Source organism: Methylophilus glucosoxydans, assembly GCF_042676145.1.
Lineage (GTDB): Bacteria > Pseudomonadota > Gammaproteobacteria > Burkholderiales > Methylophilaceae > Methylophilus > Methylophilus glucosoxydans.
This window is the reverse complement of record NZ_JBHTJW010000003.1, coordinates 121,405-142,837: the sequence shown is the minus strand read 5'-3', so window position 1 is coordinate 142,837 and position 21,433 is coordinate 121,405. Positions and strand designations below refer to the sequence as shown.

Genomic DNA, 21,433 nt, shown 5'->3' with positions numbered 1-21,433 from the left:
AGCAATTCCTTTATTCAATCCACGGACCGTTGCGCCAATCTGGTTTTCGGGGTCCCCATCTGCCGCGCCGAGTAGCGCAGGCAAAATAAGATCAAGCGAGCGGCTGTCCGAATCCCGCGGTGGACTGCGATTTGTGCAGGCCGCTAGGATGAGTTCTGCGAGCGCTTATTTTGACGAGCAACGCAGGAAACAAGCGGAAGCTGGGGTGCACTTTCTTTTGGTTACTTTATCTTTGTGCAAGCAAAGAAAAGTAACTCGCTGAGAGGCGAAAAAGAACATCACAAACAACAAACAATCCTCCGCGTGGGCATCCATGCCCACCCTACAACATGCCATCTATCACCACACCGATTGTCGCATTTGTCTGCTTTCCGACATTCAATAACTTAAAATAATGTTCTTTAAATTCATACAGTTAAAACACATAAACAGCGTGGCACATTCCTTGCAATAACCACAACAAGAACTCCAAAGGTGTCTTGTCATGGCAAGTTTGAACGAAAAAATTCAGGACGTGTTTAATGAACCCGGCTGCGATAAAAATCAGGCCAAGGATGAAAAAGCACGCAAGAAAGGTTGTACCAAGCAATTGACGCCTGGTGCTGCCGCCGGTGGCTGCGCGTTTGATGGTGCCAAGATCGCCTTGCAGCCGATTACCGATGTCGCGCATCTGGTACATGGGCCGATTGCCTGTGAGGGGAATTCCTGGGATAACCGTGGCGCCAAGTCCTCTGATTCCAGTCTCTATAGAACTGGCTTTACCACCGACATGAACGAACTGGATGTGATTTATGGTGGTGAAAAACGGTTGTTCAAGGCGATTAAAGAAATCATCACCAAATATGACCCGCCTGCGGTGTTTGTTTACCAGACCTGCGTGCCTGCACTGACCGGCGATGACATTGAGGCTGTGTGCAAGAAAGCCAGCGAAAAGTTTGGCAAGCCGGTGATCCCAGTCAATTCACCTGGCTTTGCCGGACCAAAAAACCTGGGCAACAAGCTGGCGGGTGAGGCCTTGCTAGCGCATGTGATCGGCACGCAGGAGCCTGATTACACCACGCCGTACGACATTAATATTATTGGCGAATATAACCTGGCCGGGGAGTTATGGCAGGTCAAACCACTGCTGGATGAGTTGGGTATCCGCGTGCTGGCTTGTATCTCTGGCGATGCAAAATATCACGAGGTTGCGCAATCACACCGCGCCAAGGCGGCAATGATGGTGTGTTCCAAGGCCATGATTAATGTGGCGCGCAAGATGGAAGAGCGTTATGGCATTCCGTTTTTTGAAGGTTCGTTTTACGGCATTGGCGACATGAGCGACAGCTTGCGCCAGATTGCCCGCCTGCTGATACAGCAAGGGGCGGATGCCGAGTTGATGACGCGTACCGAAGCGCTTATTGCACGCGAGGAAGCCCGCGCCTGGGCGGCGATTGCAGATTACAAATTACGCCTGAGTGGCAAGCGTGTGTTGCTGATTACCGGCGGGGTCAAATCCTGGTCTGTGGTGTCAGCCTTACAGGAAGCAGGCATGGAGGTGGTGGGCACCAGCGTCAAAAAATCCACCGAGGAAGACAAGGAAAAGATCAAGGAAATCATGGGCGAGGATGCCCACATGATAGACGACATGCGGCCACGCGATATGTATGCCATGCTCAAGGAAGCAAAGGCCGACATCATGCTCTCGGGTGGGCGCAGCCAGTTTGTGGCGCTCAAGGCCAAAATGCCGTGGCTGGATATTAACCAGGAACGTCACCATGCGTATGCGGGCTATGTGGGCATGGTGGAACTGGTCAAAAACATCACGCAATCGCTGTATCACCCGGTGTGGCAACAGGTGCGGCAACCAGCGCCGTGGGAAACGGCGGTCAGCAGCGATGAGCCGCCACTGACCAGCGGCGACATCGCGGCCTGAAGGGAACAAGACCATGGCACAAGTACTCAACCCCGGTAAAGCCTGTAGCGTCAACCCGCTCAAGATGAGCGCACCGATAGGCGCGGCGCTGGCCTTTATGGGCTTGCAGCACTGCCTGCCTACCCTGCATGGTTCGCAGGGCTGTACTTCATTCGGGCTGGTATTGTTTGTGCGGCATTTCCGCGAAATGATCCCCATGCAAACCACGGCCATGAGCGAGGTCACCACCATCCTTGGTGGCATGGACAATATCGAGCAGACCATCGTCAATATCTGGAAACGCAACCAGCCCTCCATCCTCGGCATCGCCTCTACGGGGCTGACCGAAACCAAGGGCGATGATGTGGATGCCTATCTCAAGCTGATTGCGCAAAAACACCCCGAGCTGGCTGACATGCATATCCTGTATGTATCGACGCCTGACTACGTGGGCGCGTTTCAGGATGGCTGGAGCAAGGCGGTGCTGAAAATAGTGCAGCACTTTGCCCAACCTGTGAGCGTGCGCCATGCGCGCCGCGTCAATGTGCTGGCTGGCAGCCATTTAACACCGGGCGACTTGCAGGAAATTCGCGACATTGTCGAACTGTTCGGGCTGGAGGCGGTGATAGTGCCCGATATTTCTGGCTCGCTGGATGGCCATATCCCGGACGACTTTACACCGACTACCTTGGGCGGCACCACGCTGGAGCAGTTACAGACCTTGGGCACGGCACGCTATACGCTCGCTATCGGCGAGCAGATGCGCCCGGCAGCGCAGGCGCTGGAAGCCCAATGTGGCGTCCCCTACCGTCTGTTTGAGCGGCTGACCGGACTGGCCGCCAGTGATGACTTTGTGCAATGCCTGTCCGAACTCACCGGCACCCCCGTGCCGATGAAACTGCGCCGCCAGCGCAGCCAGTGTCAGGACGCCATGCTGGATGCGCATTTTTATACTGGCGGCAAAACCGTCGCTATCGGTGCCGAACCCGACATGTTGTGGAGCTACGGCCAGTTTTTGCTAGAGATGGGCTGTGACTTGCGCGCGGTGACCACCACTCACTCGCCGTTATTGGCGCAACTGCCTATAGAACAGGTGCAAATCGGTGATCTGGAAGATCTGGAAGTGCTGGCACAAGACTGTGACCTGCTGCTCACCCACTCGCACGGCAGGCAACTGGCCGAGCGCCTGCATCTGCCTTTTATCCGTATCGGCATTCCGACTTTTGACCGTATCGGCGCCGCACACAAAATTAGCGTGGGCTACCGGGGCACGCGTGATCTGGCATTTGAACTGGCCAACACCTTTCTGGCACAGAGCCATGAACCAGCCCCTGATCACTGGTATCCCGCACCAGCAAGCGAGGCTGGTGCCGCCACTGGCTGCAACAGTTGTACGCCTGCTGGCAGTTGCCACAGCGCAAGCGACATGCATTTAGAAAGCACTGTGCATTTCAGTTAACCCCGCGTAAAGGAACCCCCACATGAAAGTCGCATTTGCCACACAGGATTTAAAACGGGTCGACGCCCACTTTGGCTGGGCCAAGCACCTGGCCATTTATGAGCTGACGCCGGAAAACTGGACGTTTTTACACTCGGTGCCGTTTGATGGCGACTTAAAAGAAGACGGCAACGAAGACAAGCTGGCACCCAAGCTGGAAGTCATCAAGGACTGTGCGCTGCTGTATGTGGCGGCCATCGGTGGCTCCGCCGCTGCCCGTGTGGTGGCGCACAAGATACACCCGGTCAAGGTCACCGCTGATGAACCGATAGACGAAATTTTAGGCAAATTGCAGGATGTGCTCAAAGGCACCCCACCCCCCTGGTTACGCAAAGCCCTGCTTAAAGACCAGGCCACAACGGTCGATTTTGATGAGGAAGAAGAAACGGTATAGGTTTTAAAGGCTATTTACCACAGAGACGCCGAGAACACAGAGCAGCAAGTGCATTCAGCAAACTAAGAATTTCTCTGTGACCTCTGTGCGCTCTGTGGCTAATTAAAGCTTTTAAATTCATTTTGAGCCACCAAGGACACGGAGTGCTCAGAGAAAACCGAAGGCGTTTGAGTGTTAATGCGGTAAGCAATATTTATTTATAGGAGAAAAACATGACAGCAGTCGCTGAAGCGCCAGTAGCGAGTGATCCCTGGACCTCGCCATTTGTGATCGAACTGATTAAGCAATGGCGGGCGCAAGACACCCATGGCGCATGGGAAGGCAAGGATAATGCGACCTTGCTGGCGCCTTATATCATTAGTAAGGAGCAGCGCCGCGAGATGCCAATTATCGGCGACCCCGACCCGGAAACCTTGTGGCGGCTAGAATTGTTTTATAACGCGGTGGGCCTGGCGGTGGAGCGGGAAACCGGCGTCATGGTCTCGCCCATGATGAAAATGCATCACGAGGGCTTTGGCAAAATGCTGCTGACTGCAGGCCGCCTGGTGGTGGTGAACAAGCATCTGCGTGATGTGCACCGCTTTGGTTTTGAAACCATGGACAAGCTGGCCGCCGAAGGCCAGAAACTGGTACAGGCCGCAGTGGACATGATACAAAAGTTTCCCGAAGTGGTGAATTACGGTTAGGAGTGCGCCATGAGTGACATAGAAACAAGTGACGTAGACACCATCAAGGCCGAGGTAAAAAAACTCAATGCCCAGGCCACCCAGCTCAAAATGGACTTGCATGACTTGTCCGAAGACTTGCCGACCGGCTGGGAAAAAATTCCGGAAGTGGCCGAGAAAACCTTCAAGGCTTATCAACAATTGACTGACGCCCGTAAAAGGCTGACCGCAGCGGGTGGCTAGGAGCAAACCATGGCTTTCAGTGTGACTTTACCCAGCGGCGTGGAGTGGACGCCGCAATTTGCCGACCACATTGCCGAGGAAAAATGCATAGGCTGTGGCCGCTGCTTTCGTGTCTGTGGCCGTGATGTGCTGGAGCTGGTTGGCATTACTGAAGACGGTGACCGCATCGCCATGACGCTGGGCGACGATGAGGATGATGAGTATGAAAAGAAAGTCATGACCATCGCCCATCCGGAAAACTGCGTGGGCTGCGAGGCCTGCGCCAAAATTTGTCCGAAAAAGTGCTATACCCACGCCCCGGCCTGAGGGGAACCCGTATGCAACAGAGCCTCTCCCCGCCCAGTGCTGTTGTAGCAAGTTCCCTAGCCTCATCTGGCCATGGCTGGGACGAGTTTGAGGATTTGATTGCATTATTGATGGCACATGCGCTGGATCAACACGTGAACACCTATGCACTGGCAAGATTGATTGCAGGCACCTGCTGCAGCGGCGCCAACCATTTGTGGCAAGACCTCAAACTGTCGAGCCGCGCCGAACTGTCGCAACTGATGCGCGACTATTTCCCGGCGCTGGTGGCCAAAAACAGCAGCGACATGAAGTGGAAAAAGTTTTTTTACCGGCAGCTGTGCGAGCAGGAAAACGTATTGATATGCAAATCGCCCAGTTGCGGTGTCTGTGTGGATTATGAATTATGTTTTGGACCAGAGGAGTAAGCTATGACTTGGCAAACCATTGCTGCGGCACAAGCCGCTGAAATGTTGAGTAACCCGGAACGCTTTGCGGAAATCGCGCTGTTTGATACCCGAGATATGCACAGTTACCAGAGTGGCCATCTGCCAGGGGCCGACCAGCTGTCCGAGTACAAACTGGAACAGGTCTTGCGCAGCCTGCCGCGCAATATCCCGGTGATGATTTATTGCTATCACGGCAATGCAAGCAAGGTGTTTGCGCAGATGTTTGACGACTTCCGCTACAAGGAAGTCTACAGCGTGGATGGCGGCTATGAAGCATTGGCACCACTGGTGCAGGCGCTGCCGGAAAAGCTGGCTCACGCTGCGTAATATAGCAGCGTTGACAGCCGCAGGCTCGACGCTGCGGTTGATGTTTTACAGCGCGCTTGCATACACTAATGGTATCTCAACCCGATCAGGAAAATATCGTCATGAAAATCAGCGCACGTAACCAGTTCCAGGGCAACATCACTGCCGTACACCCTGGCAGCGTACATACCGAAATCGAAATTGCCCTGGGCAATGGCGACACGCTAGTGGCCATGGTCACCCACAGCAGTGCACACAGTCTGGGCCTGACCAGTGGCAAATCGGTGCTGGCCCTGGTCAAAGCCTCTTCCATGATGGTGATGACAGAAAGCGAGGGCTATGCCCTGAGCGCACGTAATGTGCTGCGCGGCGTGGTGGCACAGGTGATCAGCGGGCCGGTCAGTGCCGAAGTCAAACTCGATTTACCAGGCGGCAATACCGTGTTTGCCAGCATTACCCATGAAGCCGCACGTGAACTTGGACTCAGTCAGGGCGCCAGTGCCAGCGTGGTATTCAAAGCCTCTGCGGTGATACTGGCAGTTGCCAGCTAGGCGTTTACCCTCAGAGGCTGGCCACCCATTCCGCTGGCCGGGTATGAAAGCGTGGCTGGCAAGCATCCAGTTGATCAGAGATGGTGGTAGTTTTTAACCAGCCACCGTCTTTCAGACGCCAGGCCATCACCCGTTCGTAATAGACATCGATGCGTAGCGGAAACTCATCGATATCAAAGCCCTCTTCCGACAAGACAAAACTGTGGTAATAAAAACACTTACCCCCGTCGGCGGCGTAGCCATGGATCTTGGTAGCTTGCAGTGAGGGTTCATCGTGCCTTTCAAAACGCTCGGCGCGAATCACTCGCTGTTGTTCAGCCACAGACAAATTGGCATAGAGTTGTTCTATCATGAGTGGACTCCTTTCTTGCGCATTCAAGATGCGGATGCGTCGTGCATGGCGCGAAACGCGCCTACTCCATCAGTGCCACCGATTTGACCTGTAGCCAGACTGACTGACCGACAGTGATGCCCAGGGTCGACGCCGAGCGTTTAGTGAGTCTGGCAATCAGCACCGAAGCTCCCACCTTGACACGGATCAGCATGACACCGGGATGCGTGTCTATGGCCATGGCATCGACCACACCCTGCAACTGGTTCTGGATACTGCTATCGGTTTGTGGCCGGATGGCCACACTGACATCACGGGCCTGAATATGTACCCGCAGCTGACGCCCCAGCGGCAGGTCTCGCTGCCTGGTCCAGACGCTGCCACCGTCAAATGCCAGCCGCATCAGATGCCATTCCTGGTCAAGTTCACTGACCTGCGCCTGCAGGACCACGCCGCTGTCTTCCCCCAGGCGGATCGGAGTATCAAGTTGCGCCAGCGTCTCCAGCAATGGTCCTTGAGCCAACACTCTGCCGGCTTGCAGCATAACGATATGGTCAGCCAGGCGTGCTACTTCGTCATGGGCATGGCTGACATACAGCAATGGAATGTCCAGATTGTCATGCAGGCGCTCCAGATAGGGCAAGATTTCCTGTTTGCGCGCATAATCCAGGGCAGCCAGCGGCTCATCCATCAATAGGAGCCGCGGCCTTACTGCTAAGGCCCGCGCCATGGCCACCCGTTGTCGCTCCCCCCCGGACAAATTTGCCGGGTTTCTACCCAGTAGCGGCGTCAATTCCAGCAAGGCGATGGCCGCCTCCAGATCTGCTGGCCGCGCCTGCGTATTGCGCCTGAGGCCAAAACGCAGGTTTTCCAGCACCGTCAGATGCGGAAACAGACTTGCCTCTTGAAACACATAGCCGATGGGACGGCGATGTGTAGGTAGGCAATACGCATCCTCCTGCCAGCGCTCGCCCTGAAAGCGCAGATAGCCCTCCCTGGGTTGCTCCAGACCGGCAATACAGCGCAACAGCGTGGTTTTGCCTGAACCGGAAGGGCCAAACAGGACGGTGATGCCGCGCCCGGGCAGGGTGAGGTCTACATCCAGAGTAAAGCTTGGCCTGGCCAGATGAAAACGTGCCTGTATCTCGCCCATGCCCATGTCAGTAACCCCTGTTTGGTTGCGTGCGCCACACATGCAGCGCCAGCAACACCAAAAACGAAAACAGCAGCATGACCGCGGCCAGTGTATGCGCCTGACTATATTCCAGGGCTTCCACATGATCATAAATCTGTACCGAAGCGACGCGGGTTTGTCCCGGCACATTGCCCCCTATCATGAGTACCACCCCAAACTCGCCTACCGTGTGGGCAAAGGTGAGCATAGCTGCCGTCAGAAATCCCGGCCAGGACATCGGCACCACCACACTGAAAAACGTATCCAGTGGCGAAGCACGCAAGGTTGCTGCTACCTCCAGCGGCCGCTCACCGATAGCCTCAAACGCGGTGTGCAAGGGCTGCACCATAAACGGCAGGGAATATAACACCGAGGCCAGTACCAGCCCCCAGAAAGTAAACGGTAAACTGCCCAGACCAGTGGCCTGTGTCAGCTTACCCAGCGGGCCTTGTGGTCCCATCGCCAGCAACAGGTAGAACCCTAACACTGAAGGTGGCAGCACCAGCGGCAAGGCCACGACCGAGGCCACCAGCCCTTTCCACCAGACGCGGCTGCGTACCAGCCACCAGGCGACGGGCGTGCCTATGATGAGCAATAGCAGGGTGACCAGACTGGCCAGCTTGATGGTCAGCCAAATGGTCTGTATATCCTCGATGCTTAACATGATGTTTCCTGTGTGATGCCTCAGGGCAATTTATAACCGTTTTTTGCAAAGATGGCACGCGCCTTTTCCGACTGCACGAACCCATAAAACTTGCGGGCGGCATCCGCATTGTTATCTATGCCATGCTTGAGGATGACCACGCCCTGCGCAATCGGCTCATAACTCTCTTCTGGCACAGCCACCCATTTACCCTTGCCTGTAGTCTCCGGTGCAACGACAATCGACTTGGCACTGAAGCCAACATCTACCGCTTTGCTATCCACGTACTGGCTTACCTGGGTAATGCTCTCGCCATAGACCAGTTTGGGTTCCAGCGCCACTTTCACCTTGTAGAACTCCATGGCCTTGAGTGCCTGTTTGCCAAACGGTGCCAACTTTGGATTGGCAATGGCCACTTTGCCAATAGCCGCATCCGTCAGCCCGGCCACGCCCTTGCTTAAATCGGCCCCGGTTTGTGACCATAGCACCAGCAACCCGTAGGCGTAGGGTTTGGGCGCGGTCACGGCAAAGCCTTCTTTATACAAGCCCTCGGGAAACTCCATATCGGCAGACATGAATACATCAAAGGGCGCGCCCTGGCGTACCTGGGTGGCAATTTTGCCAGAAGCGTTGAGCACGCTTTGTGCCTCGATGCCGGTTTCCTGTTTAAACTCGGCGGCCAGGTCATCGAACACGTATTTGAGGTTGGCCGCAATGGCCACAGTAAAGGGCTCGGCAGCCTGGACCTGCATGGAAACTGCCAGCACACTGGCTATCAGCAGTTGTTTGAGTGATCGCATGGGATCTCCTTGTCTGAATAAAAGTTAGAAATCGAATTGGGCACGCATGGTGACGGCGTCTTCATGATCCAGCGTATACGTTTTGCTGCTACCTGAGACGGTGGCTGTGGTGGTCACCGGGGTATCAAAATGGGTGTGCACATAGTTGGCAATCACACGCACATAGGGCGTCAGCACCCAGTTGGCGCCTATCGTCCAGGCATCAAACGCATTGCTACGCCCGCTTGCCAGCTTGCCGGTTCCAGTAGCGTTAGTGCTGACAAAATCACCGCCATCAAACTTGCTGTAACGTGCCCCAAGTTGCAACGCACCCCAGCCCTCCCCCCCCCCAGACAAAGTCCTGTTTTGGCCGCAAGCGGCCAAACATGCCATCTTTATAGGTGCTGGCAAAAGTTTCGCCGCTCACCAGCCAGTTGATGCTGGCATACCATGCGGTCAGGTCACGATCAAACCCCGTGCCATCAAAATTTTCACGTATATGTTCTGCCTGTAGCTTGACCGGACCGTGTGCCAGCCCAAGTTCATAACCCTCACGCGTACGGTCAACTGCGCGCGTAAAACCTTCACTGGTAGAAAATACGGTGTAACCGCGGCCTTCGGTCAGTACATTCAGGGTTGGCACGCTGCCAGGTTCCTGTTGACCCCTGGCATAAAAGCTGCCGACATGCAGGACACTGTCTTTCCAGTCGGCAAACTGGGCAATATTGCCGACCACACGTACCAGCGCATCCTTGTTGTCATATTTGGCATCGGTTTCATCACCATTGGCAGTGGCTGTGTTAACGCCTTTACCATCGGTCCATGAGGCGTTATAGAACAACCCTGGCACAGGTTCGCCAAACACCATCACGCCGCGGTCAAAAGTGGCACCCAGCAGATAGTCCGTGCCTGCCCGTTCCTGAAAATCTGTAAAGTTGGCATTCATGGCACGCTCAAGTCCATAAAACGGCTTGAACTGACCTGCGCGTAATTTGAATCCGTTAAAATGCAGGTAGTCGACGTGCGCATAGGTCAGGCCGACACTGCCATTATTGGCCGTACCGCTATATTCGGCTTCCAGTCTTGCCGCAAAATCCTTCATCGCCACATTGGCACCCAGCCGGGCGCGACGAATGTTGAAGGTATCTGCTGCTGCAATATCCGGAGAGAAACTGCGGTAGTCGGCTTGCACGCGTCCATTGAGGCCCAGTTTCCAGGCACCACTACCATCTTCAAAACTCAGGCCATTTTTAAAGTTGGCGTACACTGGCTGGCCACTCGATTTGCCACGGGCAGATTGTAGCGCCTTGATTTCATCGGCCATCGCGTCCATCTTCCACTGCTGATCACGCAAGACCTGTTTGTCATCGCTCGCTACCCCTCTGGTTTCCGCCGGTTTTTCTAACCGTGCCTGGAGCAACTTCAATGCATCTGCCATCTGTTGCATTTGTGTTTGTTGTACTTACAGCATGTGCTGCAATTGCGCGATGCGGGCATCGGTTTCAGCATCTGCCCACGTCTGGCTGGTTGGCATCCCCAGCCAGGCCAGACTGACCAGTATGGATACTTTTTTCATGTAAAGCGCTCCCTGATGTATTCAAAGACTCGATATAAAGCAAGATATATAGCGATAGAGAAAAAACTACTCGCTCACCCCTAAAATTACACTGCTGGCTTTAAAGACGGCTACCATCGTTTTACCAGCGGCCAGTTGCAGTTCGGCCACACTGTCATTGGTCACGGTCGCGGTGATCACATTACCACCGGCGCAACGTAGGCTGACTTCGGCATTGACACCACCCTGATGTATGCGAGTCACCTCGCCGCCCAGTTTGTTGCGTGCACTCAGGCCAGTCGCGGCTTCAGGACTGGCGAGGATCACCCAGCTGGCCTTGACCAGTGCCCAGGCCTCGCTGCCCACCTGCAAGCCCAGCTCATTCAAGCCATCATGGGTAATGACAGCGTGTATCTGGTCGCCGCCAGTCAATTGCAGGGTCACTTCAACATTGACCTGCGCCTGCTTGATTGCCACCACCTTGCCAAAAAACTGGTTTCTCGCACTGGTTTTCACTGTCAGCCTCCGCATCCATGTATAAATGTTGTCAAAATCAGCGATGCCATCACTGGCCGCCTGTAAAAATTTCTGGTGCTCACGCCTTAACACGCGACTGGCATCCACGACACGGATGCCGGCTTCAGTCAATTGCGCCCCGCCCCCACCCTTGCCACCTGTGGTAGTCTGCACCAGTGCGTCGCCAAACAAACTGTTCATGGCATCCACCGCATCCCAGGCCCCCTTGTAACTGAGTCCTGCCAGTTTGGCGGCCTGCGAGATAGAGCCGCAGCTACCGATATGCTCCAGCAGTGCCAGGCGACGGTCTGTCAGCAAGCCAGCCTGGCCATCACTGCCTTCCGGTCCCAGTACCAGTGAGCCACTTACCTGCATGGTCTGCGTCATCTGCGTTGTCATCTTTCTGTCTGCCTTTGTCATGTTTGTCACATTTGCTACGCTATAAAGTAGATTATATAGCGATAGGCAAGACTATGCAGTTTTTGTGCCAGCTGCCATGATAGATACCGGAAAAACTGCCAGTTACTGCCCCTCACCTCGCATAAACCAGTCAAACACCTGTCGCAATAACAATAACTCCTGCCTGTCAGCGCTACGCAAGGCACTCATATGCCGGAACTCCCCGCCAAATAAGGCGATTTCGGACTTGGGCGCATCCGGTGTCATGTAACGACAAAGATGAATGCGTAACGGACCGTCATCAGTAGCGACCCAGGCCGTAAAATCATGCTGGTATTGCAGTGTGTCAGCAGGCACATTCAGGGTTTTGACGATTTCCACCCCTTGTGCTGCCGTGAGAGGCTGGCGCAACGGCTGGTCAGGCTCTGCTAATACGCTGGCACTGGCGGGCAAGGCAGCCGGTGCCAACAACCCGCCATGGGGCCAGCGCACGAACAGCAGTGCAGTGCTGTAATTATCAAAATGACAGACAATCACACGTTGCGGCAGTAAGTTTGTGGCAGGTGGCATCATCATTCTCTTATAGTCATACTGAATAGTGCCGGTTGTTGCTGCCTGAACACGCGCAGCCACATCAGGGTCGCTGGCACCATGGCGCGGATGGCAAACCAAATGGCATCGCGCTCGAAGCCGCCCGACGAACGGACTTGTGACAGCAGGACATTCCAGCCTGCCCAGTCGATTTCGGACATGGCGGTTTTGTTTTCCATGGGCAGCCGGTCTACATTTTCGGCAATAATACGCAGGTGGCGCAGGGTTTCAGCCTGGGTGAGCTGGCTGCTAAAAAAACCCTCTGGAGCGACATCCTCGGTGAGGGTCAGCACTGCCTCGCAGGATTGCAGCATAATATTAAGCATGGTGGCGCTAGCCAGGCTCATAGCGGGACTCCATCGGCATAAGCTTGTATAACTGAGGCGCCAACCGTGTCTTGTGGATCGATCTCCCTCAACTTGCTCAGTATTTGCCGTGCCTCTGACAGGCGTTGCTGACGCAGCCGGATATAGGCAAACGCCTTGAGACTAAACAGGAAAAAATGTTGCGGCGAATCGACCTGTGTCCAGTCGCAGCTTTGCGAGGTGAGTGATTGCCAGTGGCTGTCGATCTGCGCCAGCCTGGCTGCCGTGTCCAGCGCCATATGCACGGCCCGCTCGGCATCACTGAGACGATTGTGTACGGCATACAGCTTGTACAGTGTGTAATACACATGCAGGCAGTCGGGCGAGGCCTGTTGGGCTCGTAGCAACAATGATTCAGACTCGCGCCAGTCACGGGTAGCCGCGGCGGCAGCCAGATATCCGGCTATCGGTGACGGCAAATCCTCGTGGGCGACAATACCGCTCGGTCGTGTTGCGCTCAGAATATGCCCCGACGATTGCGGCGCTGACATAGGCCGAACGTGCATCTATCGCCTCGCTTACCAGACGCTGTCCGGCACTTTCAGGCGCTCGACCACTTCGCCTGCCAGCAGGTGCTTGTCTATGATTTCGGTCACGTCGTCTTTGCTCACACCACCGTACATCACGCTTTCCGGGTAGACCAGCACATGCGGGCCACTGTCACAGGGGCCCTGGCAGCCGCTAAACGTCACTGAAAACTGCTCCCACAGGTTGCGCGTCTGCACCTGTTGCCAGAACGCCTGCAAAATATCATTGCTGCCCCGTCCCTGGCACGAGCCGCGCGGGTGGCCCGGTGGCCTGGCCTGGTTACATACAAAGACTTGTCTGGCGGGTTTACTCATGGGGATGTCTCCAACAATGCAATACAAAAAAGGGGATTAGCCGAACTTGAACAGGATGCCGTAGCCACCACGCGGGTATTCCCAGGCCACATTGCGGTGCTCGTTACAGATAATGCGGCAGGTGCCACATTCCAGGCAGCCATCACTGATCACGGTGACATTGCCGTTACCTTCCATGGTCCAGCAGCCAGCGGGGCAACACACGGTACAGGCATGGCTGTCACAATGGCGGCAGACGTCAGCATCCTTGATCTCGATATGCGGCTTGCCGCTGTCCACCTTGTAGCGGTTCTGGAACAGTTTCTCTTCAACCTTGACGACAATACTCATTCAAAAGCCCTCCATAACTTGAACGCATCTCCCATCAGGCCCATCAGTGAGCGGCGTTGACGGAAGCTGTGGCGTATCTGCTTTTCTTTAGATTTTTTATCCACCCCATCCACAGTCAGCATGGTGTGGGCGGCTTTGGACAACAACTCGGGATAGTCATTAAAGAACTGCGGATTTTTGTGGAAGATTGCCGGCATGTCCTTGTATTTTTTCAAGTCTTTCATGACAAAGCTGTCGTTGAGCGTGGCTTGGTAGCGCTTGAGGTTGGCCTTGCTGAAGGGCAGGCCCTCGGCACGCAAGGCAATCAAGGTATCCGCCGCCACCATGCCGGTGGTCATGGCCAGATTGGAACCTTCGCGGTGCACGGCGTTAACAAACATGCCAGCGTCGCCAACGATGAGCCAGCCATCGCCAAACAAATCCGGCATGGCGTTGTAGCCGCCTTCTGGAATCAGGTGCGCGGTATATTCTTTCATCTCGCCGCCTTCAATCAGCGGCTGGATGGCCGGATGCGCTTTCATTTGCTCCAGCAAGGCATAAGGGGTGATTTGCTGGGCTTTGAAGTCGGACAGCATACAACCGACGCCGATGGTCACCGACTCGCGGTTGGTATAGAGAAAACCCGTCCCCATCATGCCCTTGGTGATTTTGCCCGCCATCTCGATGACCACGCCCTCTTCGCCCTTGACGTTAAAGCGCTGCTCGATAAGCTCGGTTGGCATAAAGTGGATTTCCTTGACCGCCAGCGCCACATCCTTGGGATGCAGCTCGGGGTGAAAGCCGGCTTTTTTCGCCAGGTAGGAGTTGACCCCATCGGCCAGTATCACCGCATCGGCATAAATCTCACCGCCCTGACGGTCCGTGCGTACACCGATGACACGCTGGCCATCCAGCAGCAGTTCGGTCACCGTGGTTTCGCATATGACCAGCGCCCCGGCCTTTTGCACGCGCTCGGAAAACCACTTGTCAAACTGCGAACGTATCATGGTGTAGCGGTTATATGGCGGCTTGTTAAAGCTGTCCGAGCGGTAGTGCGAACCCATGTAGGAGTCGTCATCCAGCACCCACATGCGCTGTTCGATGATATGCCGCTCCAGTGGCGCATCGTCCCTGAAGTCAGGAATCAGTTTTTCCAATGCATCCGAATACAAAATCGCACCTTGTACGTTTTTCGAGCCTGAGCTTTCACCACGTTCCAATTGCAATACGCTGAGTCCGGCCTGTGCCAGACGCAAGGCGGCGGCATTGCCAGATGGGCCCGCGCCCACAATGATCACATCAAATTTTTCACTCATGCTTAGCCTGCCTTTCTTGCGGTTGCCAGGTGTGCCTTAAATGCCTCGGTCAGCGCTGGTAATATGGTCATGGCATTGCCGACAATGCCATAGTGAGCAAAGTCAAAAATCGGCGCATTGGGGTCGTTGTTGATGGCGATAATCACATCCGAGGCATCCATGCCGACCCTGTGCTGGATGGCACCGGAAATGCCCACCGCGATATAGAGTTTTGAGCGCACGGTTTTTCCAGATTGCCCGACCTGACGGTCCAGTTCCACCCAACCGGCCTGCACCACGGGGCGCGTAGCCCCGACTTCGGCACCCAGCACTTGCGCCAGTTCCCAGATCAGTTTGAAGTTTTCCGGCTTTTTCATGCCGCGACCACCGGCGACGATAATGTCGGCAAATGGCAGTTGCGGTTTGTCTTGCATCTCGTCCGGGATAAACTCCAGCACTTTGGTAATGATGCTGTCTTCTATCATGCTCAAGGTGTCTTCAATGATGCGGCCATTGCGCGTCGCGTCGCGCTCTGGCATCGCCATCACACGTGGCCGCACCGTGGCCATTTGCGGCCGATAATTCAGGGTCTGAATGGTACACAGCAAGGAGCCACCAAAGGTTGGGCGACTCGCCAGCAGGCTGCGCACGTCGAGGTCGATATTGAGCTCGGTACAGTCAGCAGTGAGGCCGGTTTTGAGCGTGGTGGCGACACTGCCTGCCAAATCGCGGCCCAATGTGGTTGCACCAAGGAACAAGATTTCAGGCTGGTATTTGTTGACCAGATCGGTCAGCCCTTTGGTATAAGGCTCGTTACGATAATCTTGCAGCAGCGGGTCTTCAATCAGGTAGCACAGGTCTGCGCCATGGTAAAAGGCCTCCTGGCAAAAACTGCGGGTGGTCTCTCCGGGAGGACCCATCACCACGCCTGCCAATTCCACACCCAGCATATCGGCCAGTTTGCGGCCTTCGCCCAATAATTCCAGCGAAACGGGATGTATGGCGCCGCGCTCATGTTCAATAAACACCCAGACGCCTTTATACGCTTTCAGACGCTCATCAAGCTCAAATTTCTTCTTGCCTGCCGGTGCCGGTTTTTTGGTTTCTTCACTCATATGGATTCCTTTACTTCATGCTCCCTGGATCTGTTCAAGCCGACCGCTTCAGCAGCTCTTTCTCGATGTTGGGAAACTTGGTAAACATTTTGGCGAGCAAGGTCACGCTCAGGTCTTTGGGCTCGTTGCTTTCGCATTGAATGATCTCGGCCTTGGTCGCGCGTGGTGTCGGTGCAAACACTTTGGAAACCACGGTAGGCGAGCCTTTCAGGCCGGTTTTGGTCGGGTCTTCAATCCCGGCGGCGTCTTTGTTCCAGATTTTGACCGGATAACGGGCAGCACGGAACATATTGGCCATGGTGGCAAAACGCATTTCGTTATTGCCTTCGAGCACGGTAATCAGGCTGGGGATTTTGGTTTTGAGCACCTGCACGCCGCCCTCAGAACGGCGCTCGACCACGATTTCCTGCTTGTCAGTATCCAGCGAACGGATTTTTGAAACATAGGTGAGCAACTGCATCTCCAGCCGTTTTGCGACGCCGGGGCCGACTTGCGCAGTATCGCCATCAATGGTCTGCTTGCCGGTAAACACCAAATCAACAGTAATATCTTTGCTGATCTGCTGGATGGCCGCAGCCAGCGCATAGCTGGTGGCCAAGGTGTCAGACCCGGCAAAAATACGGTCGGTCACCAGCACGGCATCGTCTGCGCCATAAGAAATCGCCTTGCGCAAGGCCGCCTCGGCCATCGGTGGCCCCATGGTGAGCACGGTCACGCGCGCACCATATTCATCTTTCAGGCGCAACGCTTCTTCCAGCGCGAACAAATCATACGGGTTCACAATGGTCGGCACCCCCTGACGCATAATGGTGTTGGTCACCGGGTGCACCCGAATTTGTGCACTGTCTGGCACCTGCTTGATACAAACCACAATATGCATATCGAATCCTTCCTTTTGCCTGACTTTACCTGGATGACAGACCAGAAACACCCGGCCCTTTATTTCAGTATTGCAACAACCATGCCATGCTAAAAAAATTATTTTTATATATAAAAATCAGTCAGTTATAAGCAAAACTCACATTAAAATTATTTGTCGCAAACCCGACAAATCAGGCACGTTGTGAAGGCAATGTTTGTTTCAGACTGTTGAGATTAAAAGTCTTGCTGCCATCGGCTTCCTGAAACACCTTGAACACTTTTTCAGTAGCGGCGTTGGAGCGCACGAAGTCGTCATAAGCCGCATGCAACAAGCGCTGATAGGCATTGCGCTGCTCGTTCTCGGGCAAGGTCTGGCTCACAGGGTCACGCACCAGATATTGCTGAAAGCGTTTGAGGATATGCAGGCGATTGACATGTACCACCTGCGGGTCATAGGCGACACCGAGAAACGCGAAAAACTCTTCGGCAGCAGAAAAAGATTGCATCTGTGATAACAAGGCACTCATCAGGGTTCTCCAAACATAAAAAGGAAATGCAGGCTCAGGAATCGAAACGTTTGCGTGCACGCGCCTCGGCGACGCTGTGCTGTATCAAGGCTTCGGAAGCGGCTTGCTGGTTGTCACGCATCGCCGCCAGGGTATGCTCCAGTTGATCAATACGGTCTAGCAAAGCTGTGACCGCTTTGCCCACCGGGTCCGGCATCAGATGGTGGTCGAGGTCTATGCCCTGCTGTGGCTGGCGTCTGGCGTTGTCAGGCAGCACCACGCGACCGGGGATACCGACCACCGTCATCCTGGCCGGAATATCATGGATGACCACCGAGTTGGCGCCTACCCTGGCCCGTGCGCCCACCACCACCGGCCCAAGAATTTTGGCACCTGCGCCGACCATGACACCATCGCACAGGGTAGGATGCCGCTTGCCCGGATTCCACGACACACCGCCCAGCGTCACGCCGTGATACAGGGTGACATCGTTGCCGACCACCGCGGTTTCGCCGATAACAACACCACAGCCATGGTCGATAAAAAAGCGGCGGCCGATGCTGGCACCAGGGTGGATATCAATCTGTGTCAGCATGCGCGTGACATAACTCAGCCAGCGCGCAGCAAACCGCCAGCCATGCCGCCACAAGCCATGCGAGATACGGTGCAGCAAGGTAGCGTGCAAGCCGGGATAGGTCAGCAACACTTCCAGCCGGTTGCGTGCAGCCGGATCACGCTCAAACACGCAGGCGAGGTCTTCGCGCAACAGGGCTAGCAAGCCAGACTGCACTGGCGAATTTACATGCATGACAGTCTCCCCGGTGTGGTCTGGCCTTCGAGATAAAACAGTTTGAGCTCATCACTGGCCGGGCTGCGCTTGGTGTTCACTGCAAACTGGCGTATGCGTTGCAGCAGCCATTCGGTTTCGTGATGTTGCACGCGTATACCCAGCTGCGCATAGACATGGCGCACACTGTGGCTACCGGAATGCTTGCCCAGCACCAGATGCCGTTCTCGCCCGACTGCAGCCGGGTCAAAGCCTTCGTAGGTGGCCGGGTCTTTGAGCAGGCCATCGACATGCATGCCGGACTCATGGGTAAACACCGCCGCACCGACGATGCTTTTATTGAGCGCCACGGCCCGGCCCGACGCCTGCGCCACCAGCTGCGAAATCTCTGGAAAGGCATGCATGTCCAGCCCCACATCCAGCCCGTGGATGCGCCACAAGGCGGTCACCACTTCTTCCAGCGGCGTATTGCCCGCCCGCTCACCCAGGCCATTGACCGTGGTGTTGACATGGCTGGCCCCGGCACGAATTGCCGCCAATGCATTGGCAGTGGCCAGGCCGAGGTCGTCATGCGCATGCATTTCGATGTCCAGCGGAGTGACCGCACGCAAAGCCGCAATGCGCTCATACGTGGTAAACGGATCAAGGACGCCCAGGGTATCGGCATAACGAAAGCGGCAAGCGCCCGCCGTCTCGGCCACCGCCACCACCTGCTGCAAAAACTGCGGGTCGGCGCGGGAAGCATCTTCACCGCCCACTGACACCTGCAAGCCCTCTTGACACGCCTGCGAGACCACCTGCGCCACCTGCTGCAACACCCACGCCCGGTCACGCCGCAATTTGCGCTCAATATGCAAATCCGACACCGGCAAGGACAAATTCACATGACGCACCCCGGTGCGCAAACATGCCAGCAAATCGCCCTCGGTCATACGCCCCCAAACCATTAGCCTGGTCGGCAATTGCAACGCCGCAATTGCGCGTATATCGGCAATTTCCGCCTCGCCCATGGCCGGGATGCCCACCTCCAGCTCTGGCACCCCAATCTCCGCCAGCGCCAAAGCAATTCGCAATTTTTCCTCACGGCTAAACGCCACCCCCGCCGTCTGTTCCCCATCGCGCAAGGTGGTATCGTTGATGACTGGCTTGCTTTGTCGCATCGTGACATCTCCGCATGTATTACCCTAGAGATAGCACAGGCTGTGCCAAGCTATGTATAGCTTTTATATCCATTTAAAAACAATGAGTTAACAATATATTTACTGACTATTTTGATTGTAAGGTTTGCGACAAACGGATGGGTTATGTCGTGAATGTCTGGGTGCCAGTCCATCGACTGATGTGGAATCGGCATGTACACCGACGGTCAGTGCCTTCGCACAAAAAAAGCCTCCCTAGTGGGAGGCTTAAACACTCAACAATCGATCATTGCAAAGTGGGGGAAGAGACAGGACTACATGGCTACCGGGCCAGACATCGGACCGCCCTACCCGGTAGGTTTTCAATCACAGACTAGCGGATAATATCGAAGCTGTAATCGGTGGTAGCGATGCCATTGGTGCTGATGTCCATCTGGTCAAAAATCTTGTCCAGGATAGTGACCAGCACGTTGAGGGCACCTTGATAGCCCCACACCGGATAGCGGTGTTTATGGTGGCGATCAAAAATCGGGAAACCCAAACGGATCAGCGGGATACCGGTGTCGCGGTCCAGGTATTTACCGTAGGTGTTGCCGATCAGGAAATCGACAGGCTCGGTAAACAACAGGGAGCGCATGTGCCACAGATCTTTCTTCGGATAGACCTTGCAATTTTTGCCAAACGGGCTGGCGTCAAACAGAGCCTGTACCTTGGCGGCCCAGGCATCGTCACCATTGGTGGAGAGTACCGTGGTTGGCTCAGCACCCAGTTCCAGCAGAAAACCGGTCAGGCCAAGCATGAGGTCAGGGTCACCATACAGGGCAAATTTCTTGCCGTGGATATGGGCACTCGAGTCGGCAATGGCATCCACCAGACGGCCACGCTCTTTGGTCAGGCTGGCAGGAATAGGCTTACCTGACAGTTTGGAAATAGCCATCAGAAACTCATCCGTGCCTTTAACGCCGACCGGGTGATGCAGCTTGATCACCTCCTGGCCCTTACCCTGGATGTACTCGGCGGTTTTTTCGGCGCAGATGGACTGCATGACGATGGTGCCTTTGGCATGAATGGCGTTGGCAGTGTCTTCCAGTGTGGTGCCGCCATCATACATGCGGAACTCGCCATCGGTCGGCGTATCCCAGGCGTCGGACGGATCGCACAGCATGGTTGGGGTGATGCCAAACTCGTTGAACATGCGTTTCACTTCACGGTTGTTGCCGACCACGTAGCCGTCAAAGCCGCCGATAAAGTTAATGCTGTCATTAGGCTTGCGCTCTAAGGCTGGCACGGTGCCGGCTTTGCCATCCCAGAAGTAGTTGAGAATGCCTTTGAGCGCGTTATCGTAGCCGGTGATATGGCTGCCGACAAACGCTGGCGTGTGGGCAAACGGCACATCATAGTCGGCCGGGATGGAGCCTTTTTCGCGTGAGGTCTTGATAAAGGCGTTAAGGTCATCGCCGATCACCTCGGCCATGCAGGTGGTAGAAACCGCAATCATTTTTGGTTTGTACAAACTATACGAGTTGGCCAAACCATCAATCATGTTGTTCAAGCCACCAAACACGGCTGCATCTTCCGTCATGGAAGAGGACACGCAGGAAGTCGGCTCTTTAAAGTGACGGCTGAAGTGCGAGCGGTAGTATGCCACGCAGCCTTGTGAGCCGTGCACAAAGGGCAATGTCCCTTCAAAACCATTCGCAGCAAATACGGCCCCGAGTGGCTGGCATGCTTTTGCCGGGTTCACGGTCAACGCTTCGCGGGCAAAGTTTTTCTCTTTGTACTCTTGCGTTTTGGCGTATTCCACCTGCTTTTTCACCTCGTCGGCAGGCACGGCAAATTCAAAATTCTTTTTCTTGTTGGCGAACATTTCCGTATATTCGGGTTCGCGAAACAGTTCAAAATGGTCTAAAACCTTATCAGCATTCTGGCTCATGTTCAGTT

At 55.0% G+C, this 21,433-nt stretch carries 28 protein-coding genes; 9 read left to right on the top strand and 19 right to left on the bottom strand.

The window, feature by feature from the left end; all coding sequences use genetic code 11:
- Window positions 1–484: 484 nt before the first annotated feature.
- The 9 genes from nifE to ACFQ1T_RS12410 all read left to right on the top strand — a co-directional run bounded on the left by nifE (window position 485) and on the right by ACFQ1T_RS12410 (window position 6,285).
- Window positions 485–1,915: a nitrogenase iron-molybdenum cofactor biosynthesis protein NifE gene (gene nifE, locus ACFQ1T_RS12450; protein WP_379077237.1), complete on the top strand. Its 1,431-nt coding sequence runs from the start codon at window positions 485–487 to the stop codon at window positions 1,913–1,915.
- Between the two features lie 13 nt (window positions 1,916–1,928).
- Complete coding sequence (gene nifN, locus ACFQ1T_RS12445; protein WP_379077234.1) at window positions 1,929–3,353, top strand: nitrogenase iron-molybdenum cofactor biosynthesis protein NifN; 1,425 nt, start codon at window positions 1,929–1,931, stop codon at window positions 3,351–3,353.
- A 22-nt stretch (window positions 3,354–3,375) separates the two neighbouring features.
- A complete protein-coding gene (gene nifX / locus ACFQ1T_RS12440) occupies window positions 3,376–3,786 on the top strand; it encodes a nitrogen fixation protein NifX (protein ID WP_275357066.1) in 411 nt (136 codons plus the stop codon).
- A 212-nt stretch (window positions 3,787–3,998) separates the two neighbouring features.
- Window positions 3,999–4,472: a NifX-associated nitrogen fixation protein gene (locus ACFQ1T_RS12435; protein ID WP_275357067.1), complete on the top strand. Its 474-nt coding sequence runs from the start codon at window positions 3,999–4,001 to the stop codon at window positions 4,470–4,472.
- A 9-nt stretch (window positions 4,473–4,481) separates the two neighbouring features.
- Window positions 4,482–4,694 carry a CCE_0567 family metalloprotein gene (locus tag ACFQ1T_RS12430; protein WP_379077229.1) on the top strand — a complete coding sequence of 71 codons (213 nt, stop codon included), beginning with the start codon at window positions 4,482–4,484 and terminating at the stop codon, window positions 4,692–4,694.
- Between the two features lie 9 nt (window positions 4,695–4,703).
- The gene (fdxB, locus tag ACFQ1T_RS12425; RefSeq protein WP_194747292.1) at window positions 4,704–5,000 is read left to right on the top strand and encodes a ferredoxin III, nif-specific; all 297 of its coding nucleotides are present in this window, start codon (window positions 4,704–4,706) and stop codon (window positions 4,998–5,000) included.
- Window positions 5,001–5,011: 11 nt separating this feature from the next.
- A complete protein-coding gene (locus ACFQ1T_RS12420; protein WP_194747293.1) occupies window positions 5,012–5,407 on the top strand; it encodes a nitrogen fixation protein NifQ in 396 nt (131 codons plus the stop codon).
- Between the two features lie 3 nt (window positions 5,408–5,410).
- On the top strand, window positions 5,411–5,755 hold the full coding sequence (locus ACFQ1T_RS12415; RefSeq protein WP_194747294.1) for a rhodanese-like domain-containing protein: 345 nt from the start codon (window positions 5,411–5,413) through the stop codon (window positions 5,753–5,755).
- A 68-nt stretch (window positions 5,756–5,823) separates the two neighbouring features.
- Window positions 5,824–6,285: a TOBE domain-containing protein gene (locus ACFQ1T_RS12410; protein ID WP_379077225.1), complete on the top strand. Its 462-nt coding sequence runs from the start codon at window positions 5,824–5,826 to the stop codon at window positions 6,283–6,285.
- Between the two features lie 10 nt (window positions 6,286–6,295).
- Here the strand turns inward: ACFQ1T_RS12410 and ACFQ1T_RS12405 are convergent, their stop codons facing one another.
- From ACFQ1T_RS12405 to nifK, 19 genes are all read right to left on the bottom strand, one after another.
- A complete protein-coding gene (locus ACFQ1T_RS12405; protein ID WP_275357071.1) occupies window positions 6,296–6,637 on the bottom strand; it encodes a hypothetical protein in 342 nt (113 codons plus the stop codon).
- A gap of 61 nt (window positions 6,638–6,698) precedes the next feature.
- Window positions 6,699–7,811, bottom strand: coding sequence for a molybdenum ABC transporter ATP-binding protein (gene modC, locus ACFQ1T_RS12400; RefSeq protein WP_379077222.1), 1,113 nt, complete (start codon window positions 7,809–7,811; stop codon window positions 6,699–6,701).
- Window positions 7,777–8,454, bottom strand: a complete 678-nt coding sequence (gene modB, locus ACFQ1T_RS12395; RefSeq protein ID WP_228518670.1) for a molybdate ABC transporter permease subunit — start codon at window positions 8,452–8,454, stop codon at window positions 7,777–7,779. The genes modC and modB overlap by 35 nt, the downstream gene beginning before the upstream one ends.
- A gap of 20 nt (window positions 8,455–8,474) precedes the next feature.
- A complete protein-coding gene (modA, locus tag ACFQ1T_RS12390) occupies window positions 8,475–9,233 on the bottom strand; it encodes a molybdate ABC transporter substrate-binding protein (protein ID WP_275357073.1) in 759 nt (252 codons plus the stop codon).
- A 24-nt stretch (window positions 9,234–9,257) separates the two neighbouring features.
- Window positions 9,258–9,539 (bottom strand): porin, encoded by a 282-nt coding sequence (locus ACFQ1T_RS12385; protein WP_379077217.1) that lies wholly within the window; start codon window positions 9,537–9,539, stop codon window positions 9,258–9,260.
- Window positions 9,508–10,659, bottom strand: a complete 1,152-nt coding sequence (locus tag ACFQ1T_RS12380) for a porin (protein WP_379077214.1) — start codon at window positions 10,657–10,659, stop codon at window positions 9,508–9,510. The genes ACFQ1T_RS12385 and ACFQ1T_RS12380 overlap by 32 nt, the downstream gene beginning before the upstream one ends.
- A 195-nt stretch (window positions 10,660–10,854) precedes the next feature.
- Entirely contained in the window at window positions 10,855–11,682 is an 828-nt protein-coding gene (locus tag ACFQ1T_RS12375; RefSeq protein WP_379077211.1) for a TOBE domain-containing protein, read from the bottom strand.
- Window positions 11,683–11,805: 123 nt separating this feature from the next.
- Window positions 11,806–12,252: a hypothetical protein gene (locus tag ACFQ1T_RS12370; protein ID WP_379077208.1), complete on the bottom strand. Its 447-nt coding sequence runs from the start codon at window positions 12,250–12,252 to the stop codon at window positions 11,806–11,808.
- A 2-nt stretch (window positions 12,253–12,254) separates the two neighbouring features.
- Complete coding sequence (locus ACFQ1T_RS12365; protein ID WP_379077205.1) at window positions 12,255–12,620, bottom strand: hypothetical protein; 366 nt, start codon at window positions 12,618–12,620, stop codon at window positions 12,255–12,257.
- Window positions 12,617–13,129, bottom strand: a complete 513-nt coding sequence (locus ACFQ1T_RS12360) for a hypothetical protein (RefSeq protein WP_379077202.1) — start codon at window positions 13,127–13,129, stop codon at window positions 12,617–12,619. The genes ACFQ1T_RS12365 and ACFQ1T_RS12360 overlap by 4 nt, the downstream gene beginning before the upstream one ends.
- Before the next feature lie 27 nt (window positions 13,130–13,156).
- The gene (locus tag ACFQ1T_RS12355) at window positions 13,157–13,480 is read right to left on the bottom strand and encodes a (2Fe-2S) ferredoxin domain-containing protein (protein ID WP_194747301.1); all 324 of its coding nucleotides are present in this window, start codon (window positions 13,478–13,480) and stop codon (window positions 13,157–13,159) included.
- 36 nt (window positions 13,481–13,516) lie between these two features.
- On the bottom strand, window positions 13,517–13,810 hold the full coding sequence (locus tag ACFQ1T_RS12350; RefSeq protein ID WP_194747302.1) for a ferredoxin family protein: 294 nt from the start codon (window positions 13,808–13,810) through the stop codon (window positions 13,517–13,519).
- Window positions 13,807–15,105: an FAD-dependent oxidoreductase gene (locus ACFQ1T_RS12345; RefSeq protein ID WP_379077198.1), complete on the bottom strand. Its 1,299-nt coding sequence runs from the start codon at window positions 15,103–15,105 to the stop codon at window positions 13,807–13,809. Before ACFQ1T_RS12345 ends, ACFQ1T_RS12350 begins: the two co-directional genes overlap by 4 nt.
- Window positions 15,106–15,107: 2 nt before the next feature.
- Window positions 15,108–16,199 carry an electron transfer flavoprotein subunit alpha/FixB family protein gene (locus ACFQ1T_RS12340; protein ID WP_379077195.1) on the bottom strand — a complete coding sequence of 364 codons (1,092 nt, stop codon included), beginning with the start codon at window positions 16,197–16,199 and terminating at the stop codon, window positions 15,108–15,110.
- A gap of 34 nt (window positions 16,200–16,233) precedes the next feature.
- Window positions 16,234–17,079: an electron transfer flavoprotein subunit beta/FixA family protein gene (locus ACFQ1T_RS12335; protein ID WP_379077192.1), complete on the bottom strand. Its 846-nt coding sequence runs from the start codon at window positions 17,077–17,079 to the stop codon at window positions 16,234–16,236.
- 172 nt (window positions 17,080–17,251) lie between these two features.
- The gene (nifW, locus tag ACFQ1T_RS12330; protein ID WP_194747306.1) at window positions 17,252–17,587 is read right to left on the bottom strand and encodes a nitrogenase-stabilizing/protective protein NifW; all 336 of its coding nucleotides are present in this window, start codon (window positions 17,585–17,587) and stop codon (window positions 17,252–17,254) included.
- A 34-nt stretch (window positions 17,588–17,621) separates the two neighbouring features.
- A complete protein-coding gene (gene cysE / locus ACFQ1T_RS12325) occupies window positions 17,622–18,374 on the bottom strand; it encodes a serine O-acetyltransferase (protein WP_313983466.1) in 753 nt (250 codons plus the stop codon).
- Window positions 18,365–19,513 (bottom strand): homocitrate synthase, encoded by a 1,149-nt coding sequence (nifV, locus tag ACFQ1T_RS12320; protein ID WP_379077189.1) that lies wholly within the window; start codon window positions 19,511–19,513, stop codon window positions 18,365–18,367. The genes cysE and nifV overlap by 10 nt, the downstream gene beginning before the upstream one ends.
- 352 nt (window positions 19,514–19,865) lie before the next feature.
- Window positions 19,866–21,425: a nitrogenase molybdenum-iron protein subunit beta gene (gene nifK / locus ACFQ1T_RS12315; protein WP_379077186.1), complete on the bottom strand. Its 1,560-nt coding sequence runs from the start codon at window positions 21,423–21,425 to the stop codon at window positions 19,866–19,868.
- Window positions 21,426–21,433 lie beyond the last annotated feature (8 nt).

Excerpts from the sequence above, each read along its gene's own strand:
- nifV (WP_379077189.1), bottom strand. The coding sequence starts at position 19,513 with ATGCGACAAAGCAAGCCAGTCATCAACGATACCACCTTGCGCGATGGG.
- cysE (WP_313983466.1), bottom strand. The coding sequence starts at position 18,374 with ATGCATGTAAATTCGCCAGTGCAGTCTGGCTTGCTAGCCCTGTTGCGC.
- nifX (WP_275357066.1), top strand. The coding sequence starts at position 3,376 with ATGAAAGTCGCATTTGCCACACAGGATTTAAAACGGGTCGACGCCCAC.
- ACFQ1T_RS12430 (WP_379077229.1), top strand. The coding sequence starts at position 4,482 with ATGAGTGACATAGAAACAAGTGACGTAGACACCATCAAGGCCGAGGTA.
- ACFQ1T_RS12405 (WP_275357071.1), bottom strand. The coding sequence starts at position 6,637 with ATGATAGAACAACTCTATGCCAATTTGTCTGTGGCTGAACAACAGCGA.
- modB (WP_228518670.1), bottom strand. The coding sequence starts at position 8,454 with ATGTTAAGCATCGAGGATATACAGACCATTTGGCTGACCATCAAGCTG.
- nifE (WP_379077237.1), top strand. The coding sequence starts at position 485 with ATGGCAAGTTTGAACGAAAAAATTCAGGACGTGTTTAATGAACCCGGC.
- nifN (WP_379077234.1), top strand. The coding sequence starts at position 1,929 with ATGGCACAAGTACTCAACCCCGGTAAAGCCTGTAGCGTCAACCCGCTC.
- nifK (WP_379077186.1), bottom strand. The coding sequence starts at position 21,425 with ATGAGCCAGAATGCTGATAAGGTTTTAGACCATTTTGAACTGTTTCGC.
- ACFQ1T_RS12345 (WP_379077198.1), bottom strand. The coding sequence starts at position 15,105 with ATGAGTGAAAAATTTGATGTGATCATTGTGGGCGCGGGCCCATCTGGC.
- nifW (WP_194747306.1), bottom strand. The coding sequence starts at position 17,587 with ATGAGTGCCTTGTTATCACAGATGCAATCTTTTTCTGCTGCCGAAGAG.
- ACFQ1T_RS12355 (WP_194747301.1), bottom strand. The coding sequence starts at position 13,480 with ATGAGTAAACCCGCCAGACAAGTCTTTGTATGTAACCAGGCCAGGCCA.
- ACFQ1T_RS12365 (WP_379077205.1), bottom strand. The coding sequence starts at position 12,620 with ATGAGCCTGGCTAGCGCCACCATGCTTAATATTATGCTGCAATCCTGC.
- ACFQ1T_RS12350 (WP_194747302.1), bottom strand. The coding sequence starts at position 13,810 with ATGAGTATTGTCGTCAAGGTTGAAGAGAAACTGTTCCAGAACCGCTAC.
- ACFQ1T_RS12375 (WP_379077211.1), bottom strand. The coding sequence starts at position 11,682 with ATGACAACGCAGATGACGCAGACCATGCAGGTAAGTGGCTCACTGGTA.
- modC (WP_379077222.1), bottom strand. The coding sequence starts at position 7,811 with ATGTGTGGCGCACGCAACCAAACAGGGGTTACTGACATGGGCATGGGC.
- ACFQ1T_RS12360 (WP_379077202.1), bottom strand. The coding sequence starts at position 13,129 with ATGTCAGCGCCGCAATCGTCGGGGCATATTCTGAGCGCAACACGACCG.
- modA (WP_275357073.1), bottom strand. The coding sequence starts at position 9,233 with ATGCGATCACTCAAACAACTGCTGATAGCCAGTGTGCTGGCAGTTTCC.
- ACFQ1T_RS12335 (WP_379077192.1), bottom strand. The coding sequence starts at position 17,079 with ATGCATATTGTGGTTTGTATCAAGCAGGTGCCAGACAGTGCACAAATT.
- ACFQ1T_RS12380 (WP_379077214.1), bottom strand. The coding sequence starts at position 10,659 with ATGCAACAGATGGCAGATGCATTGAAGTTGCTCCAGGCACGGTTAGAA.
- ACFQ1T_RS12415 (WP_194747294.1), top strand. The coding sequence starts at position 5,411 with ATGACTTGGCAAACCATTGCTGCGGCACAAGCCGCTGAAATGTTGAGT.
- ACFQ1T_RS12340 (WP_379077195.1), bottom strand. The coding sequence starts at position 16,199 with ATGAGTGAAGAAACCAAAAAACCGGCACCGGCAGGCAAGAAGAAATTT.
- ACFQ1T_RS12370 (WP_379077208.1), bottom strand. The coding sequence starts at position 12,252 with ATGCCACCTGCCACAAACTTACTGCCGCAACGTGTGATTGTCTGTCAT.
- ACFQ1T_RS12420 (WP_194747293.1), top strand. The coding sequence starts at position 5,012 with ATGCAACAGAGCCTCTCCCCGCCCAGTGCTGTTGTAGCAAGTTCCCTA.
- ACFQ1T_RS12435 (WP_275357067.1), top strand. The coding sequence starts at position 3,999 with ATGACAGCAGTCGCTGAAGCGCCAGTAGCGAGTGATCCCTGGACCTCG.
- fdxB (WP_194747292.1), top strand. The coding sequence starts at position 4,704 with ATGGCTTTCAGTGTGACTTTACCCAGCGGCGTGGAGTGGACGCCGCAA.
- ACFQ1T_RS12410 (WP_379077225.1), top strand. The coding sequence starts at position 5,824 with ATGGTATCTCAACCCGATCAGGAAAATATCGTCATGAAAATCAGCGCA.